Source organism: Gordonia sp. NPDC003425 (assembly GCF_053588635.1).
In genome coordinates this window covers 176,543-193,667 of record NZ_JBSFQI010000007.1, presented here as the reverse complement: position 1 = coordinate 193,667, position 17,125 = coordinate 176,543, and the positions used below count along the sequence as shown (strand labels likewise).

Annotated in this window: 15 protein-coding genes; 7 read left to right on the top strand and 8 right to left on the bottom strand. The window is 67.4% G+C overall.

Translation table 11 applies throughout. From position 1 onward, the window contains the following. Positions 1-5 precede the first annotated feature (5 nt). Both ACWDTD_RS11215 and ACWDTD_RS11210 read left to right on the top strand, forming a co-directional pair. A complete protein-coding gene (locus ACWDTD_RS11215) occupies positions 6-1,112 on the top strand; it encodes a branched-chain amino acid aminotransferase (RefSeq protein WP_449747176.1) in 1,107 nt (368 codons plus the stop codon). Positions 1,113-1,229: 117 nt separating this feature from the next. Next, positions 1,230-1,805: a mycothiol transferase gene (locus ACWDTD_RS11210; protein WP_449747175.1), complete on the top strand. Its 576-nt coding sequence runs from the start codon at positions 1,230-1,232 to the stop codon at positions 1,803-1,805. A 21-nt stretch (positions 1,806-1,826) separates the two neighbouring features. Here ACWDTD_RS11210 and ACWDTD_RS11205 read toward each other — a convergent pair whose 3' ends face one another. The 3 genes from ACWDTD_RS11205 to ACWDTD_RS11195 are packed head-to-tail and all read right to left on the bottom strand — an operon-like array spanning position 1,827 to position 5,049. After that, positions 1,827-2,618, bottom strand: a complete 792-nt coding sequence (locus ACWDTD_RS11205) for an adenosylcobinamide-GDP ribazoletransferase (RefSeq protein WP_449747174.1) — start codon at positions 2,616-2,618, stop codon at positions 1,827-1,829. 6 nt (positions 2,619-2,624) lie between these two features. Then, entirely contained in the window at positions 2,625-4,364 is a 1,740-nt protein-coding gene (gene cobT / locus ACWDTD_RS11200) for a nicotinate-nucleotide--dimethylbenzimidazole phosphoribosyltransferase (protein WP_449747173.1), read from the bottom strand. A 7-nt stretch (positions 4,365-4,371) separates the two neighbouring features. Continuing rightward, a complete protein-coding gene (locus tag ACWDTD_RS11195) occupies positions 4,372-5,049 on the bottom strand; it encodes a DUF3043 domain-containing protein (protein WP_449747172.1) in 678 nt (225 codons plus the stop codon). 59 nt (positions 5,050-5,108) lie between these two features. Between ACWDTD_RS11195 and ACWDTD_RS11190 the strand changes: the two genes are divergently transcribed. The 3 genes from ACWDTD_RS11190 (at position 5,109) to ACWDTD_RS11180 (ending at position 7,765) form a co-directional block, all read left to right on the top strand. Continuing rightward, the gene (locus ACWDTD_RS11190; RefSeq protein ID WP_449747171.1) at positions 5,109-6,176 is read left to right on the top strand and encodes a glycerate kinase family protein; all 1,068 of its coding nucleotides are present in this window, start codon (positions 5,109-5,111) and stop codon (positions 6,174-6,176) included. A gap of 112 nt (positions 6,177-6,288) precedes the next feature. Further along, a complete protein-coding gene (locus ACWDTD_RS11185; RefSeq protein ID WP_449747170.1) occupies positions 6,289-6,648 on the top strand; it encodes a HesB/IscA family protein in 360 nt (119 codons plus the stop codon). A gap of 145 nt (positions 6,649-6,793) precedes the next feature. Continuing rightward, positions 6,794-7,765: a carbohydrate kinase family protein gene (locus tag ACWDTD_RS11180; RefSeq protein WP_449747169.1), complete on the top strand. Its 972-nt coding sequence runs from the start codon at positions 6,794-6,796 to the stop codon at positions 7,763-7,765. Positions 7,766-7,774: 9 nt separating this feature from the next. Here the strand turns inward: ACWDTD_RS11180 and asnB are convergent, their stop codons facing one another. Beyond that, on the bottom strand, positions 7,775-9,700 hold the full coding sequence (gene asnB / locus ACWDTD_RS11175) for an asparagine synthase (glutamine-hydrolyzing) (RefSeq protein WP_449747168.1): 1,926 nt from the start codon (positions 9,698-9,700) through the stop codon (positions 7,775-7,777). Positions 9,701-10,049: 349 nt separating this feature from the next. On the opposite strand from asnB, the gene ctaC reads away from it, so the two are divergent. Both ctaC and ACWDTD_RS11165 read left to right on the top strand, forming a co-directional pair. After that, entirely contained in the window at positions 10,050-11,204 is a 1,155-nt protein-coding gene (gene ctaC, locus ACWDTD_RS11170; protein WP_449747167.1) for an aa3-type cytochrome oxidase subunit II, read from the top strand. Next, a complete protein-coding gene (locus ACWDTD_RS11165) occupies positions 11,201-11,617 on the top strand; it encodes a cytochrome c oxidase subunit 4 (RefSeq protein WP_449747166.1) in 417 nt (138 codons plus the stop codon). The genes ctaC and ACWDTD_RS11165 overlap by 4 nt, the downstream gene beginning before the upstream one ends. A 65-nt stretch (positions 11,618-11,682) precedes the next feature. Here ACWDTD_RS11165 and ACWDTD_RS11160 read toward each other — a convergent pair whose 3' ends face one another. The 4 genes from ACWDTD_RS11160 to qcrC form a co-directional block, all read right to left on the bottom strand. Continuing rightward, positions 11,683-13,233 carry a diacylglycerol kinase family protein gene (locus ACWDTD_RS11160; RefSeq protein WP_449747165.1) on the bottom strand — a complete coding sequence of 517 codons (1,551 nt, stop codon included), beginning with the start codon at positions 13,231-13,233 and terminating at the stop codon, positions 11,683-11,685. Between the two features lie 93 nt (positions 13,234-13,326). Then, positions 13,327-14,940 (bottom strand): cytochrome bc1 complex cytochrome b subunit, encoded by a 1,614-nt coding sequence (gene qcrB / locus ACWDTD_RS11155; protein ID WP_449747164.1) that lies wholly within the window; start codon positions 14,938-14,940, stop codon positions 13,327-13,329. Next, positions 14,937-16,097, bottom strand: a complete 1,161-nt coding sequence (gene qcrA, locus ACWDTD_RS11150) for a cytochrome bc1 complex Rieske iron-sulfur subunit (protein ID WP_449747163.1) — start codon at positions 16,095-16,097, stop codon at positions 14,937-14,939. Before qcrA ends, qcrB begins: the two co-directional genes overlap by 4 nt. Then, positions 16,094-17,065, bottom strand: a complete 972-nt coding sequence (gene qcrC, locus ACWDTD_RS11145; protein WP_449747162.1) for a cytochrome bc1 complex diheme cytochrome c subunit — start codon at positions 17,063-17,065, stop codon at positions 16,094-16,096. Before qcrC ends, qcrA begins: the two co-directional genes overlap by 4 nt. Between the last annotated feature and the right edge of the window lie 60 nt (positions 17,066-17,125).

The window sequence follows — 17,125 nt, the reverse complement described above, 5'->3', positions numbered from 1 at the left end:
GCGCAATGACCTTGCAGTTCACCCGTACCGAGCATCCGCATCCGGTGTCGGAGACGCGGCGCGCGGAGATTCTCTCCGCCCCCGGTTTCGGCAAGTACTTCACCGACAACATGGTGCTGGTGGATTACGACGTGGACCGGGGCTGGCACAACGCGAAGGTGACGCCCTACGGTCCGATCGCGCTCGACCCGTCGGCGATGGTGCTGCATTACGGCCAAGAGGTCTTCGAGGGGCTCAAGGCGTACCGGCAGCCCGACGGTTCGATCGCGGCATTCCGGCCCGAGGCCAACGCGTTGCGATTGCAGCGCTCCGCCGAGCGACTGGCGATGCCGCCGCTCCCGGTGGACGACTTCATCGGCTCGCTACGCGCGCTGCTCGACGCCGACAACGAATGGGTGCCCGATGCCGGCGGTGAGGAGTCGCTGTATCTGCGGCCCTTCATGTTCGCCTCGCAGGCCGGCCTCGGTGTCAACGCGCCGTCGGGTCAATACGTGTACGCGGTGATCGCCTCACCGGCCGGGGCGTATTTCTCCCGCGGGATCAAACCGGTGAGTGTGTGGCTGAGCACCGAGTACGTGCGTGCCGCGCCCGGCGGCACCGGGGCCGCCAAGTGCGGCGGCAACTACGCGGCCGCGTTCCTGGCGCAGGCCCAGGCCACCGCCGAGGGCTGTGACCAGGTGGTCTGGCTCGATGCCGTCGAACGTCGTTTCATCGAGGAGATGGGCGGCATGAACCTGTTCTTCGTGTTCGGTTCCGGCGCGGACGCGCGACTGGTCACGCCGGAACTGACCGGGTCGTTGCTGCCCGGTATCACTCGCGAGTCGCTGCTCACCCTGGCGACCGACGCGGGGTTCTCGGTGGAGGAGCGCCGGATCAGCACGGAGGAACTGCGCAAGGGCGTCGCCTCCGGCGACATCACCGAGGTGTTCGCGTGCGGCACCGCCGCGGTGATCACCCCCGTCGGCCGGGTCAAGGGCGAGACCGAGGACTACACCATCGGCGACGGGACCACCGGTGAGGTCACCCAGGCGCTGCGTGACACGCTCACCGGGATTCAGCGCGGCACCTTCGCCGACACCCATGGCTGGATGACCGAGCTGTATCACCGCTGAGGCGGTGTCGGCAGCCGCCCAGAATCTCTTTCCCGTGAAGGCGGGTATCGGGGACCGCAGGTGTCCGCGATACCCGTCATTCTCGTCGTGACCGATCCCCGATCCGAGGAGAGAACAATGGGATTTCTGGCACCGACCGTCACCGACGAACATGACGCCCTCACCCGATTCCTGGTGCAGCAATGCGAGCAACTGCGGACCACCGCGCTCGGGCTCGACGACGCGCAGTCGCGGCTGACCCCGACCGCGGGCGCACTGTCCATCCTGGGTTTGCTGACCCACGTCGCGCAGTGCGTGGAGATGTGGATGTCGAGCGTGGAGAGCGCACCGGCGCGGCGCACCGTTGAGCAGGTCGCGGAGCTGACCGCACAGATGGGGCTGCCCGTGGAGAACTTCAGCGGGGCGGAGGTACCCGATCTCGGTCTCGACGACGTGCTCGCGGTGTACGACCGGTTGGTGGCATCGCTTCCGGCGCGGATCGCGGTGTTCGATCTCGACGCCCGGGTGCCGGTGCCCGACGCGCCGTGGTTTCCCAAGGACCTCGAGTCGTGGAACGTGCGATGGGTGTTGGATCACTTGATCACCGAGGTGGCGCGGCATGCGGGTCAGGCCGACATCATCCGTGAGAGCATCGACGGCGCCATCGCCTATGAACTCAACGCCCGCGCCGAGGGGCAGGAGTGGCACGGCTGATCGACTCGATCCACGATCCGGCTAGATCAACAGCCCAACCAGGGCGATCGCCGTGCCGAGTTCGATGACGGCCCCGAGTACGTCACCGGGGATGCCGCCCATCCGGCGTGCGCAATGTCGGGTGAACATCCACGCGAACCCCAACACGACGAGCGCGGTGAGCGCCGCCCGCACGGCCCCGCCCGGTCCACTGTCGGCGGCACCTGCCAGGCCTGCACAGACGATCGCGATCGGGATCCACACCCATATCGACCACCATTGTGTTCCGGCGACCAGGGCGCCGAACCCGTCCGGATGAGCCGGTCGGAGTCGGCGTCGACAGGCGACGATCACCGCCACCCGTCCGAGCAGCACGGCCACGGCGATCCCGGCCCACCGGTGCTGTTCGCCGAGAGCCGCGATACCCGCCGCCTCGATCAGCATCACGACGACGACGGTGGCCACCCCGAACGGCCCGGTACTGCCGCTGCGCATCACGTCCGCGACCCGTTCGGGCGATCCGTAGCAGCCGAGACCGTCGGCGGTGTCGGCGAGGCCGTCGAGATGCATGCCGCGGGTCAGCAGCGCGAGCGTGGCCACCGTCAACACGCCGATCAGCGTCGGCGGGAGCGCGGTCTGCGACAGCGCCCAGGCGAGCGCGGCCGCGGTGGCGCCGAGCAGCGCCCCGACAACCGGCACCGCGGTGATGACGGCGCCGCCGAAGCGCCGGTCGATCGTGTGCGGGGCGGGCACCGGGATCACGGTGAGCCACGACAGCGCACCGCCGAGGGCACGGACGAGGCCGACGCGCCCCGTGCGGTCGCGCTCGGTCACGACGGATCAGACGCTCGCGCCGCGCGTCGCCGACTCGGTGTCGGCGGATTCGCTGACACCGGCCTCACCGAATGTCGCCATCCCGCGCAGGATGTGCACCGACGAGGTCACCGTGGGCAGCGCCATGAGTGCTCCGCTGCCCTCGCCGAGCCGCATGCCGAGGTCGAGGATGGGTTCGAGGTCGAGGTGCTCGAGTGCGAAGGAGTGCGCCGGTTCCACCGAGCGGTGTCCGGCGACCCACCACCGCGCCGCACCGGGCGCGAGGTCGGCGGCCAGTAGCGCCGCGGCGGTCACCACCACGCCATCGAGGATCACCGGCGTGCGGCGCACTGCGGCCTGGGCGAGGAATCCCGTCATCGCCGCGATGTCGGCGCCGCCGACGGCGGCAAGCAGGGCGAGGGGATCGTGGATATAGGCGCGTCCACGTCGCATGCCGTCGCGGATCGCGGCGGTCTTGCGCATCCAGCCCAGGTCATCGATGCCGGTGCCACGGCCCACCACCTCGACCGGCTCGTGCCGGGTGAGCGTGCCGACGATGACGGCGGCGGGCGTGGTGTTGCCGATGCCCATATCGCCGGCGATCAGAAGATCCACGCCGGAATCGACGAGATCGTCGACGATCGCCCGGCCGGCGGCGAGAGCCTCGCGGGTCTCGGCGAGGGTCAACGCATCCTCGACCCTCAGGTCGCGGCTGCCGCGTCGCACCTTGAACGTGGAGATCTCCGGGGCGGTGTCGGCGTCGACGGCCATGTCGACGACGCGAACCAGCGCGCCGCCGGCGCGCGCCAGCACATTGACCGCCGCGCCACCGGTCGCGATGTTCGCCACCATCTGCGCGGTGACCTCCGGCGGGTAGGCAGAAACACCGTCGGCCGCCACGCCGTGGTCGCCGGCGAAGACCACGACCGTCGGCTGCTCGATCGGCCGGGGCGGGCAAACGCCTTGGCATGCCGAGATCCATACCCCCAATTCCTCGACGCGGCCCAGCGAACCGGCAGGTTTGGTCAGCGAGCGCTGGCGGTCTCGGGCGGCGTCGACGATCTGTGCGTCGGGCGGATCGACGGCGTCGAAAACCTCGGCGTCGGTGGGATCCACGCGGCCGGCGGTCACCCCGAACGCCGCCGCCGCGGACACGCTCGACGGGGATGTGGGCACGCTCGACGCGGTTGTGGGCACGCTCGACTCGGATGTGGGCACGCTCGACGCGGTTGTGGGCACGCTCGGCAGCTCCACGACCCGGCCGGCCACGACCAGCAGCACGCGATCGCAGACGGCGGCGACGGCGGCGTTGAGCGTCCCCAGCCGGTCCTGGAACACCCGGCCCGCCGGGGTCGGCGGCACCGGCGAGAGTCCCACCTCGGGGCTGATCAGCACGAGGTCGGACTCGAATGAGTCGACGGCCGCGCACAGATCGCCGATGTCGGCGCCCCCGTCACCGCCGGCCCAGCCGTTCGAGGCGTCGAGCCGTGCCGCGAGCCAGTTGCCCAGGTCATCGATCAGCGTGGGGGTGGCTGGCGCATCGCGCAGCGCCGCGGTCAGTTCGGTGGTTTCGACGGTGGTGTAACGGGAGTCGCGCCGGCGTTTGTGGGCGTCGACGCGCGCCACCCAGTCCGCGTCGGAGGTCAACGTCGGACCGGTCGCCAGGTAGCGCACCGCGTCGTGAGCCGCCAACAGCGATTCGCCGACCGCGGATTTGCCCGACCGCACGCCCCCGAGCACCAGCGTGCGGGTGCCCCTCGTGGTCATCCTCGCGTCAGACCGCGTCGCCGGGGGACACCTGCGGCTTGGGCGCCCGCATCATGCGCAGCTGCATCGCGCGCGTGAAGGCGTACCAGCCCAGACGGAAGCCGGTGTCGGTGGAGTCCGGGAATCGTTCGGCCACACGTCGATTCACCATGCGCCCGAGGATCACGCCGTCGATCGCCATGAACAGGACGAACACGAGCAGCACATACGTCGACAACGCCTGGATGCTGGGCAGGAACATCACCACGATCAGCAGGATCGCGAACGGCATGAACAGTCCCGCGAAATTGCGACGGGAGTCCACGAGGTCGCGGGTATAGCGCCGCACCGGCCCCTTGTCCCGTGGCATCAGATACCGTTCGTCGCCGGCCATCATGCGCTCGCGCTGCTCGAGGCGCTGCGCCTTTCGATCGTCGGCGGCCTTGCGCCGGTCCTCCCTGCTCAGCGAGGTCTTGAGTTCCTTCTTGCGGGCGCGCGCCTCGGCGCGGGTGGTGGGCGGCGGCGCCACCGGGCCGCGTCGACGGCCCTGTGCCTCACGTCGTGTCGGCGTCGGCCGACCCTTGCCGGGGGTGTACGCACTGCCCTTCGACTCGGTTGCCTCGTCGGCCTCGGTGTGTGCGGAGTCCTGCGTGGACACCGCGCTTTCGACGGCCGAGTCGTCGTCCTTCTTCCATGGCAACTTCACATCCACGAGGGTAGGTGATCCGCGCTGCCGGGGTTCCCCGACCTCCCTATACTCCCGGCATGCGCATCCTGATCGCGCCGGACTCCTTCGGCAATACCCTCACCGCGGTGCAGGCCGCCGATGCGATCGCCCGCGGCTGGGGTGGTGTCCGTCCCGCAGACGACCTCGTGCGCGCCCCGCAATCCGATGGCGGACCGGGGTTTGTGGATGTGCTCGCCACCCGGTTCGGTCGCACGATCACCGAGACCGTCTCCGGGCCGCTCGGCGCATCGGTGTCGGCGCAGTGGCTGCTCGACGACCGCGATCCCGCGCACCTCGTCGGGTACATCGAATGCGCGCAGGCGTGCGGCCTACATCAACTCGGTGGCGGTCCCACGCGCCGGACGTCGCTGGCCGCCGACACCTACGGCGTGGGTCAACTCGTCGATGCCGCCGTGCGCGCCGGTGTGGCCGAGGTGGTGGTGGGCCTGGGCGGCAGCGCCACCACCGACGGAGGACGCGGCATGATCGACGCCCTCGGCGGCCCCGACCAGGCGACACGACGGATGGCGGGGATCGCGGTGGTGGCCGCGTCGGACGTGGAGAATCCGCTCCTCGGGCCCCTCGGCGCAGCGTCGGTGTTCGGTCCGCAGAAGGGCGCGGATCCGGACACGGTGGGTGTGCTCGAGGAGCGGCTGACGCAGTGGTCGCGCGTCCTGGCCGGGATGTCGGGCAACGACGTGAGCGCCGAACCGGGGGCGGGTGCCGCGGGCGGCCTGGGGGCAGCCCTGCTGGCACTCGGCGGGCACCGCGTGTCGGGTGCGACGGTCGTGGCCGACGCCACCGATCAGGTCGCCGAGGTGAGCCGTGCCGACCTCGTGGTGACCGGCGAAGGCAAGTTCGACTCCCAGACCCTGCGGGGCAAGGTTGTGTCGGCGCTCACCGCCACCGCGTCGGCGGCCGGCATACCCACCGTGGTGTTCGCCGGACAGGTGACCTTGCCCGCCGCCGAGATCGAGGCCGCGGGGATCGCCGCGGCGTACTCGATCGTGGAGATCGCGGGTTCGGTCGAGGTGGCGATGAATGACGCCGACCATCAACTGACCCTGCTGGCCGCGCAGGCCGCCGGGCGGTTCGCGCGGGAATAGCGCGACGGGGAGTACCGTTGATGACGAAATCCGGACACCGGAACCCGACATCCAGATCCTCGACACCGAAATCCTCTTCTCAAGAGCCTGGACACCGACACAAGGAGCATCGATGACCGTGCAGAACGAATCCGGCACCGCCACCACCACCGGTGTCATCCTCACCGACGCAGCTGCGGCCAAGGCCAAGGCACTGCTCGACCAGGAGGGGCGTGACGACCTCTCGCTGCGTATCGCGGTGCAGCCCGGCGGTTGCGCGGGCCTGCGCTACCAGCTGTTCTTCGACGATCGCAGCCTCGACGGCGACGTGACCGCAGCGTTCGCCGGTGTCACCCTCGCGGTCGACCGGATGAGTGCCCCTTATGTGCAGGGCGCCACGATCGACTTCGTCGACACCATCGAGAAGCAGGGTTTCACCATCGACAACCCGAATGCGACCGGCAGCTGCGCCTGCGGCGACTCCTTCAACTGATCGACCGCACCTCCACATCGACCGCACCCCGACGCCGGGGTGCGGTCGATTGTCGTGTGCCCCCCATCGGCCGCCACGCACGGTTGGGTAGCGTGTGGGTGCCGTTCATGTTGTGTTCATCACTGCACCCCGAGAGGTCGTCGCCGTGACAATCGTCGTCTGTGGCTCCATCGCAACCGATCATCTGATGAAGTTCCCGGGCAAGTTCTCCGAGCAGATCCTCGGTGACCAGCTCGATCACATCTCGCTGAGCTTCCTCGTAGAAGACCTGGTGATCCGGCGCGGCGGGGTCGGCGGCAACATCGCCTACGCGATGGGTGAGCTCGGCGGTTCGCCGGTCCTCGTCGGCGCGGTGGGATCGGATTTCCACGACTACCGGCAATGGCTCGAGGCCCACGGCGTGGATTGCAGCGCCGTGCAGGTCTCCGACGTACACCACACAGCGCGATTCATGTGCACCACCGACGAGACGATGGCACAGCTGGCCACGTTCTATGCCGGGGCGATGAGCGAGGCACGCGACATCGACCTTGCCGGCGTGCTCAATCGAGTGGGCGACACCGACCTCGTCCTGATCGGCGCCGACGACCCCGCCGCCATGCTGAGCCACACCAGGACGTGCCGCCGACTCGGCGTCCGGTTCGCCGCCGATCCGTCGCAGCAACTCGCCCGGCTCGACGGGGAGCAGGCGCGTGAGCTCATCGACGGCGCGGCCTATCTGTTCACCAACGAATACGAGTGGGGCCTGCTGCGGCAGAAGACGGGGCTCTCAGAAGCGCAGGTGTCCGAACTCATCGGGGTCCGGATCACCACCCTGGGTTCGGGCGGCGTCGAGGTGGTCGACCGGGACGGCACCCGTACGCACGTCGCGGTGGTGCCCGAAACCGAGAAGGTCGACCCCACCGGCGTGGGCGACGGATTCCGCGCCGGTTTCCTCTCGTCGCTGTCCAAGGGACTCGGCTTCGAGCGGGCCGCGCAGGTGGGTTCGATGGTGGCGGTGCTGGTTCTCGAGACGGTGTCGACACAGGACTGGACCTGGGACCTCGACACCGCGATCGCGCGCATCGAAGGGGCCTACGGCGCCGAGGCGGCCAAGGAGATCGCCGAAGCCCTCTAGGACCGGCGGTTACAGCCGGACGGGGTAGCTGTGGTCGGTGATCTTCGGTTCCAGCGAGCGTTCGACGAAGATCGCGTGCCACACCATGAACATCAGCACCGTCCACAGGCGGCGGCTGTTGTCCACCGTCCCGGCCCGATGCTCGTCGAGCATGCCGAGGATCATCGGCTTGTTCAACAGGTGGTCGGTCTGCGACGAGGTGATCGTGGTGCGCGCCCACTCGTACATCTCCCCGCCGGCCAGCCAGTGCCGGATGGGAACCGGGAAGCCGAGCTTCTTCCGATGCAGCACGTGCGGTGGGACGATCTGCTCGAGTGCCTTGCGCAGCGCATATTTGGTGGTGCCGTGCGAGATCTTCTCGTCGTAGGGGAGTTGTTCGGCGATCGCGAACACCTCCGGGTCCAGGAACGGCACCCGCAGTTCGAGTGAGTTGGCCATCGTCATCTTGTCGGCCTTGACCAGGATGTCGCCGCGCAACCAGGTGAACAGGTCGATGTGCTGCATGCGGGCCACCGGGTCCCAGCCCTTGCTCATCGCGTAGATCGGCGCGGTGACGTCGGTGTGTGTCCACTCGGGCCGGTACTTACGCAGCACCGCGGCGAGCCGTGCCTCGTCGAAGCTGCGCGCGTTGCCGTAGTAGCGCTCCTCGAGTGTCATCGAACCGCGGTGCAGCAGGCTCTTGCCGCGGGTGCCCTCCGGGATTCGGTCGGACATCTTGCCGGCGAGGCGGCGCGCCGAAGCGGGTAGCCGGTCGAACGCCGACAACGAGAGCGGTTCCTTGTAGATGGTGTACCCGCCGAACAGTTCGTCGGCCCCCTCGCCGGAGAGCACCACCTTGACGTGCTTGCGCGCTTCCTTCGCGACGAAGTACAGCGGGACCAGCGACGGGTCGGCCACCGGGTCGTCGAGATACCAGATGATCTCGGGAATCGCGGCGATGTACTCCTCGGGACTGACCACCTTGACGATGTGGCGGGCACCGATCGCCTCCGCCGATTCGACGGCCACATCGATCTCGGAGTAGCCCTCGCGTTCGAAGCCGGTGGTGAAGGTGATCAGGTCCGGATTGTGTCGGATGGCCAGTGCGGCGATCGCTGTCGAGTCGATGCCGCCGGAGAGAAACGAACCCACGGTGACGTCGGCGCGCATGTGCTTGGCCACCGAATCGGAGAGCACCTCGGCGATCTCGTCGTAGCGTTTCTGCCGGTCGGCGTCGGTGAACGGGCGCACCGTGAACTGGGGGTGGAAGTAGCGGCGCATCGCCGGTGGCTGCCCCGGACGGACCGTTGCGTACGAGCCCGATTCGAGTCGGCGGATCGAGCTGTGCAGCGTCTCGGGCTCGGGTACGTACTGCAACTCGACGTAGTGCTCGAGCGCGCGCACGTCGAGTTCCTCCGACAGCCCGAGGTGGCCGATCAGCTCCAGCAGGCTCTTCTTCTCACTACCGAACGCGGTGCCGCCCGGGCCCGTCGCGATGAACATCGGCTTGATGCCGAACCGGTCGCGGGCCAGGAACAGGTTGCGTGTCTCGGTGTCCCAGATCGCGAAGGCGAACATCCCGCGCAGGCGGCGTACCGACTCGGGACCCCAGTGGTGGAACGCCGCGACGATGGCTTCACCGTCGCCCTGCGTGGCGAACTGCGCGCCCTTCTCGCGGGCCAGTTGCTCACGCAACTCGAGGTAGTTGTAGATCTCCCCGTTGAAGACCAGTGCGTACCGTTCCGGATTGTCGGTCGGGCCCCAGCGCAGCGGCTGGTGTGAGTGATCGATGTCGATGATGGACAGCCGATTGAACCCGAACACCAGATCGGTGTCGTTCCAGGTGCCCGGTTCGTCCGGGCCGCGGTGGCGCATGCAATGCGAAGCGTCGGCCACCAGCTCGACGGCGTCGGCGGCCGTACCGTCGGCGGACAGAAGACCGAGCAAACCACACACCAGAAAAGCCTCTTTCGACGCGGATGACGGGGGCCGGGATGGATACCCGGGCTGCCTGACGAGTATGCCGTATCCGCGGAAGACCAACCCGTCGGCCGGAGCCGAGCAGGAGGTTCGCGGGCCGTGCGGGCCGCGACGCGCGGAAAACGACGCGCGTTCACACCCCAACCGAAAAAGTTCCCACGAGTTGGTCTACGCTGCGTAGTACATGGCGCGACGACCGTTTTTCGGTGGCTGGGCCCCGTTCACAGAACCGGGGCGGGAACCGAAACCGGACGATGGTGTCAGTGCAGGTCAGGTGGGATGCGACTCGGTGCGCGGCAACTGCGCGGCGGGCGAGCAGGAAGGCGTGAAATTGGCACACGGTGAACGGTCCCGCGTACGGCGTGCAACGTCCGCGTCGCGGAAGGCCAACCGGGTCGGCCTCAAGCGGGTCGGAGCTGTCGTGGCGCTCGGTGTCGGTGCGCTGTTGATGTCGGGTTGCGACGCCCGCACCGCGATGCGATTCGGCTGGCCGGCGGGTGTGACCCCGGAAGCCACCGACATGGGCAATCTGTGGACCTGGTCGGTCATCACCGCGCTCGTCATGGGAATCCTGGTGTGGGGCCTGATCTTTTGGACCATCACCTTCCACCGTCACAAGTCGGCCCCGGGCAAGGACGAGTTCCCCCGCCAGACCGCATACAACGTGCCGCTCGAATTGGCGTATACCGCCATTCCTTTCGTCATCATCGCGGTGCTCTTCTACTTCACCGTCATCGTGCAGACAACGGTGGAGAAGAAGACCGACGATCCCAAGGTCGTCGTCGATGTCACCGCGTTCCAGTGGAACTGGAAGTTCGGCTACCGCGAGGTGACCTTCGCCGACGGCGCCAAGTACGACGGTTTCGTCCGCGGGGCGAACCCCTTCGAACTGCAGGTGCAGCAGAGCGAGAAGATCGGCAGCGGCGAGACCATCGAGATCCCCGGACCCGACGGCGGACGCAGCGATGAGGTGCGCGACTACCTGCAGTTCAACAAGATCGAGACCATCGGTTCGTCCTCGACCATCCCGGTTCTGGTGGTGCCCACCGACCGTCGCATCGAGTTCGACCTGGCCTCGGCCGACGTGGTGCACTCCTTCTGGGTGCCCGAGTTCCTCTTCAAGCGCGACGTGTTGCCGTTCCCGAAGCAGAACCACAGCGACAACTCGTTCCAGGTGTCTTCGATCGAGCGCGAGGGCGCATTCGTGGGCCGCTGCGCGGAAATGTGCGGCACCTACCATTCGATGATGAATTTCGAGGTGCGTGCGGTCTCTCCGGAGGACTTCGACACCTACATCAAGTACCGCGAGGGGCATCCGGCCGTGACGCCTGCGCAGGCGCTGCAGTACATCTGCCAGCAACCCAACTCGGTGGTCACCGTTCCCTTCGACACCCGACGACAGTCCAACGGAACCGCAACGGCGACAGGTGATCCGAACAACACTCGCCTGCCCAACTGCACGATCGGAGCGCAACAGTGAAAATCGAGGCCCGGATCTTCGAACTGCTGACGGTCTTCTTCTTTCTCGCGGGCGTCGTCTACACCATCCTCACCGCGATCACCAGCCGTGGCGTGGAGTGGGTCGGTGTGGTCGGCATGTTCTTCAGCGCCGGCCTGACACTGATCGCGGGCACCTACTTCAGGTTCGTGTCACGGCGCGTCGAGATCCGTCCCGAGGACTACGAGGACGCCGAGATCGAAGACGGCGCAGGTGAACTCGGTTTCTTCAGTCCGGGCTCCTGGTGGCCGATCCTGATCGCCGGCAGCGCCGCACTGTTCGCCATCGGCTTCGCGACGAGCAATTTCTGGCTCGCGATCTTCGCAGCAGCCTGCATCGTGGGTTCGGCGGCAGGTCTGGTGTTCGAGTACGTCGTCGGTCCCGAGAAACACTGACGATCATCAACCTCACGCGCCGCGTCCGGGAGATCCCGGACGCGGCGCGTTCGTGTTGCGCCCGTTCAGATGTGACGGGGCGTGACACTTGTGCCGTACACCTCGAGTGATCGGTAGTCCACCCGGAACCGCGCATCCCGGTAATCCTCGCCGACCTCGCCGTCGTGCGCGACGACCACCGGATCGTCTGCGGTGAACCGGAACTGCGGTGTTTGCACCTCGTGGTAGAGCGGTGACCGCTGCAACCGGCCGGTGAGCGCGCTGGTGGCCAACCGCAGCACCGTGAATCGCCGGCCGGCGTCGATGTAGCGGATGTCGAGCAGGCCGTCGTCGAGCCTGGCACGACGCGCGGGAGCGAACCCCGATGAGCCGTACATCGAATTGCCCAGCAGGAACAACGAGGTCTCGACGGTCCGCCCGTCCACGGCGATCCGCACCGGTTCGGTGTGCCGCACGATGTGCACGAGTGCCCACACCGACGCGGCCACCTTGCCCATCCGGTGTTCGAGGCGTGAGCGGGCCCGCACGAAGTGGGGATAGGCGCCGATGCTCGCCGTGTTGAGAATGAGGCGGGTGTCGTTGAGCCACACCGCATCGACACGTGTCACCGTCCCGGTACGCAGGGCGGCGATGGTGTCGTCGACGGTGGCGCAGCCGATATCGCGGGCGAAGTGATTGAGTGTTCCCGCGGGGAACACGGCCAGCGGGATTCCGGCACCATGGGCCGCGGCGGCCACCGTCGACACGGTACCGTCGCCGCCGGCCACGGCCAGCACCTCGGCACCCGCCGCCGCGGCCTGCGCCACTTCGGCATAGTCGTCGTCGGGGCCCAGTTCCACGATCTCGGCATGCGGCAGTGCTGTGCGTACCCGATCGATGACGTCGCCACCGTTGCCGTCTCCCGCAGTGGGATTGGCGAGCACGACGACGCCCTCTCCGTGCGGTCGAGGACGTGTGCCAACCAGTGACGGGTCGGCGATCGAGATGTGGCGCACGGTGATCGGAGGAGCGATCTGGCCGCCGAGGGTTGCGATTCCGGCGCCGATGCCCCAACCGATGATCACGTCACCCGGGTAGTGCGCTCCGGTGGCGACCCGGGAGAGACCGACCAGGCCGGCCAGCGCGGAGGTGATCAGTCCGGCCGGCGGTGACTCCAGTGCCACACCCACGGCAAAGGCGGCTGCGCTCGCCGAGTGTCCGGACGGCAGCGAGTTGGACGTCGGCTGATGAGCACCGCGTCGCGGGATCGGGACCAGCGTGGGGGTGGGCCGCGGGCGCCGCCGGACGCGTTTGGCCACTTGGTTGGTGAACGCGCTGGTGACCCCCAGGGACAGCACGCCACGCACCGCGCCACGCTGCAGCCGGGTGTTGCCGGTGAGCAACATTCCCCCGGCGATCGCGAACCACAGCTTGCCGTGATCGGCGGCACGCGACAGCGGTGGCATCGTCTCGTCGAGCAGCCGATTCGGTGATCGCGCAAGGGTTTCGAAGAGTTCGGCGTCGAGGGTACCGAGTCCACGGGTGAGCTCACGCACGTGCGACTGCAGGGCGTCCTGGTTTCCCGACCCGGTGGGGTGGGGGAGGGGACGGGGCCGGCGAAGACGTCTGGGGCGCATCAGTCCACCGTAGGTGATGGGACAGGAAAGAAACTCGGCTGCCGACACGATGGACGTGTCGGCAGCCGAGATGTGTCTCGCCCGCGGGTGCGGCTACTCGAGCGGGTTGCCGCCCTTCGCCTGCAGTTCGCGCAACGCCTTCTGTTCGGCGAGTTCGTTCTCGTGCTCGACGTCCACGTTGCGTCGCTGCTCCTCCGGCGGATCGGCCAGCAGAATGGAGCCGGTGCCGGGCGCACCCGACGATCCGAGCTTGTTCATCCGCTTCGGCAGTGCTGCACCCTCGTAGGGCAGCGGAATCGGGTGGCCATGATCGTCGACAGGTCCGAGGGGCTGGTGCACCTCGATGTACTCGCCCTGCGGCAGCCGCTTGATGATGCCGGTCTCGATGCCGTGCTCGAGCACCATCCGATCGCTGCGCTGCAACGCCAGTGCCCAGCGGTAGGCGATGAAGTACGCGATCGGCGGCACGATGATCAGGCCGATACGGCCCATCCACGTGGTCGCGTTGAGCGAGATGTGGAACTTGAGCGCGATGATGTCGTTCATGCAGCTCAACGTCAGGATGATGTAGAAGGACAACGCCATCGCGCCGATCGCGGTGCGCACCGGGGTGTCACGCGGCCGCTGCAGCAGGTTGTGATGGGCGTCGTCGCCGGTGAGGCTCTTCTCGATCCACGGGTAGGCGAACATCACCACGAACATGATCGTGATGATCACGACCACCCAGAAGATCGCGGGAATCGTGTAATGACCCAGGTACAGCTCCCAGGCGGGCATCAGACGCGCCAAACCGTCGGTCCACATCATGTAGATGTCGGGCTGGGAGCCCGCCGACACGTGCGCGGGGTTGTAGGGCCCGAGCACCCAGACCGGGTTGATCTGGAAGATGCCGGCCATGATGGCCAGGATGCCGGCGGTCAGGGCGAACATCGCACCACCCTTGGCAGCGAAGACCGGCATGATGCGGACGCCGACAACGTTCTTCTCGGTGCGTCCCGGGCCGGGGAACTGGGTGTGCTTCTGGTACCAGACCAGCGCGAGGTGTGCGCCGATGAGCGCCAGGATGATGCCCGGGAACAACAGGATGTGCAGCACGTACAGGCGCGGGATGATGATGTCGCCGGGGAACTGGCCGCCGAACAGCGCCCAGTGAATCCAGGTGCCCACCAACGGGATTCCGAGCACGATGCCACTCATGGCCGCGCGGACGCCGGTACCCGAGAGCAGGTCGTCGGGCAGCGAGTAGCCGAAGAAGCCCTCGAACATCGCCAGGATCAGCAGCAGGCAGCCGATGATCCAGTTGGCCTCACGCGGGCGACGGAACGCACCGGTGAAGAAGATGCGCGCCATGTGGATGATGATCGACGCCGCGAACAGCAGTGCCGCCCAGTGGTGCACCTGACGGACGAACAGGCCGCCACGGACCTCGAACGAGATGTTCAGGGTGGTCTCGTACGCCCGCGTCATCATGACGCCGTTGAGTGGCTGGTAGGCGCCGTGGTAGGTGACCTCCGACATCGACGGGTCGAAGAAGAAGGTCAGGTAGACGCCCGAGATCAGCAGGATGACGAAGCTGTAGAGGGCGACCTCACCGAGCATGAACGACCAGTGGCTGGGGAAGACCTTGTTGATCTGCCGCCGCATACCCGACGCGAGGTGATAGCGGCTGTCCATCTCCTCGGCCTGCTTCGCGAGACGATTGCTCATGACTTGCGCTCCCAGAATGCCGGTCCGACGGGTTCGATGAAGTCGCCCGCGGCGACCATGTATCCCTGATCATTCACCGTGAGCGGCAGTTGTGCCAGGGCACGCGCGGCCGGGCCGAAGACCGGCTTGGCGTATTCGAGTGCGTTGAACTGCGACTGGTGGCAGGGGCAGAGGATGCGGTTGGTGCGCTGCTCGTAGAGCGACGTCGGGCAGCCGAGGTGGCTGCACACCTTGGTGTAGGCGTAGTAGTCGCCGTAGTTGAAGCTCTCCTGGCCGCGACGCTTGATCACGTGAGCGCCGTCCTCGGGCCGCAGGCGGATCAGCATCACGGGGTTGGAGACGTAGCGCAATCCCCAGATCAGGCGTTCCCGGGACTCCTCGGTCTCACCGAATCCGTCGGACACACGCCACGGGAACACCGTTTCCATCGCGCCCGAATCGAGGTCTTCGGGTCGCACCAGCGCCACCTGCAGCGGGTTGCCGGTGTCGCGGCGCAGGAAGACCGTCTCGTTGGGTTGGGACTTCGGGTTGTAGATCGGCGACCAGCCGGTGTGCCACAGCGGGGCGTCCTCGCGTTTGGCCCACGGGTTCTTGATGAACCCGCCGAGTCCGGCGACGAGGCCGGTGACCGCGAGGGCGCCGAAACTGAACAACGCGGAGCCGATCAGCATCTTGCGGCGACCCAGCGTCGACGAGGTACCCGAGTCGGTGAGCTCGGCGACGATGGTCTTCTTGTCGAGTTCGGTCGAGCCGGGGCCGTCGTGACGGTCCTGCACCGAGATCTCCGACGGGATGAACTTCTTGGTGATCAGCACCAGAGCGATGCCGATCGACAGGATCGACAGGCCGAATGTCACGCCCAGCAAGGGGGTGTACAGCGTGTACCACCAGTAGCCGGCGGTGCCGGGCATGGCGAAGTGCCAGTGATCCCACAGGAAGATGACGAAACAGGCGATCGCCGAGATTCCCGAGATCGTGAACCAGAGGGCGACCTGGCGCTCCGCGCGCTTCTCGACCTTGGTACCCGGCTCGGGGAAACGCTCGCCGCGGTGGATGATCTCCACGCCGTCGAGGTTGGTGCCGAGCTTGACCAGTTCGTCGTTGCTCATCTGGTCCAGCTCGTCAGGCGACGGGGTGTCCTTACCGCTGGCGCTCATGCTCGTGATCCCATCCACATCGCGGCGGCGACGACCGCCACAACTCCGACAAACCACATCACCATGCCCTCGCTGACGGGGCCGAACCCGCCGAGGCTGAATCCGCCCTGCGGCTTCGACTCGGTGACGTACTTGATGAATCCGATGATGTCCTTCTTCTCGTCGACGGAGAGCTGACGATTGGAGAACTTCGGCATGTTCTGCGGGCCGGTGAGCATGGCCGTGTAGATCTGCTGCTCTTCGACGTGACTCAGGGTCGGGGCGTACTTGCCCGACGACAGCGCGCCACCACGACCGGTGAAGTTGTGGCACGACGCGCAGTTGAGCCGGAACAGTTCGCTACCGCGCCCGAGGTTCTCGCCGCGCAGCGACGACTGCGCGAGCACCGGGAGGACCACGGCCTTCATGCTTCCGTCGGGCTGGCGCTGCATCACCGTCTCGGTCTTGCGGGTGCCGTCGGCGTTGCGCTCGTAATACGGGCGCGGGCCGCCGCCCATCGACTGCACGTAGGCGCCGAGCTGGTCGATCTGCGTCATGTTGAACTTTGCCGGCTTGCGCTGTGCCTGCGCTTCACCGCGGGCTGCGGGCATGCGGCCCGTGGACACCTGGAAGTACACGGCGGCGTCGCCGACCCCGATCAGCGACGGTCCGCGGTCGGGCACACCCTGCAGATTGGCGCCGTGACAGGTGATGCAGGAGCTCTCGTAGAGCTTCTTGCCGTCCTGGATCAGCGCGGCGTCGCTGGTGTCGGCAACCGCTACCTGCGGCTTGGGCGTCAACACCGATGCGATGACGCCGGCCGACAGCAGGCCGGCGAGCAGGAGGAGTGCGCCGCTGGCGCGTCGGCGCAACTTTCGGCGGGCCTTGGCCTTCCGGGCGGCGGCGGCACTCGGCCGGTTCGACGTGACCACGTCGGCCTGACCGGCATCCTCGTCGCTATCCGACGGTCGCGGTGGAGATGAACTCATCTTGGTCTCTCTACTAAGCGGACGGACTCTGTGCTGTGTCTTGGGGCGGCTGCGTCTCGA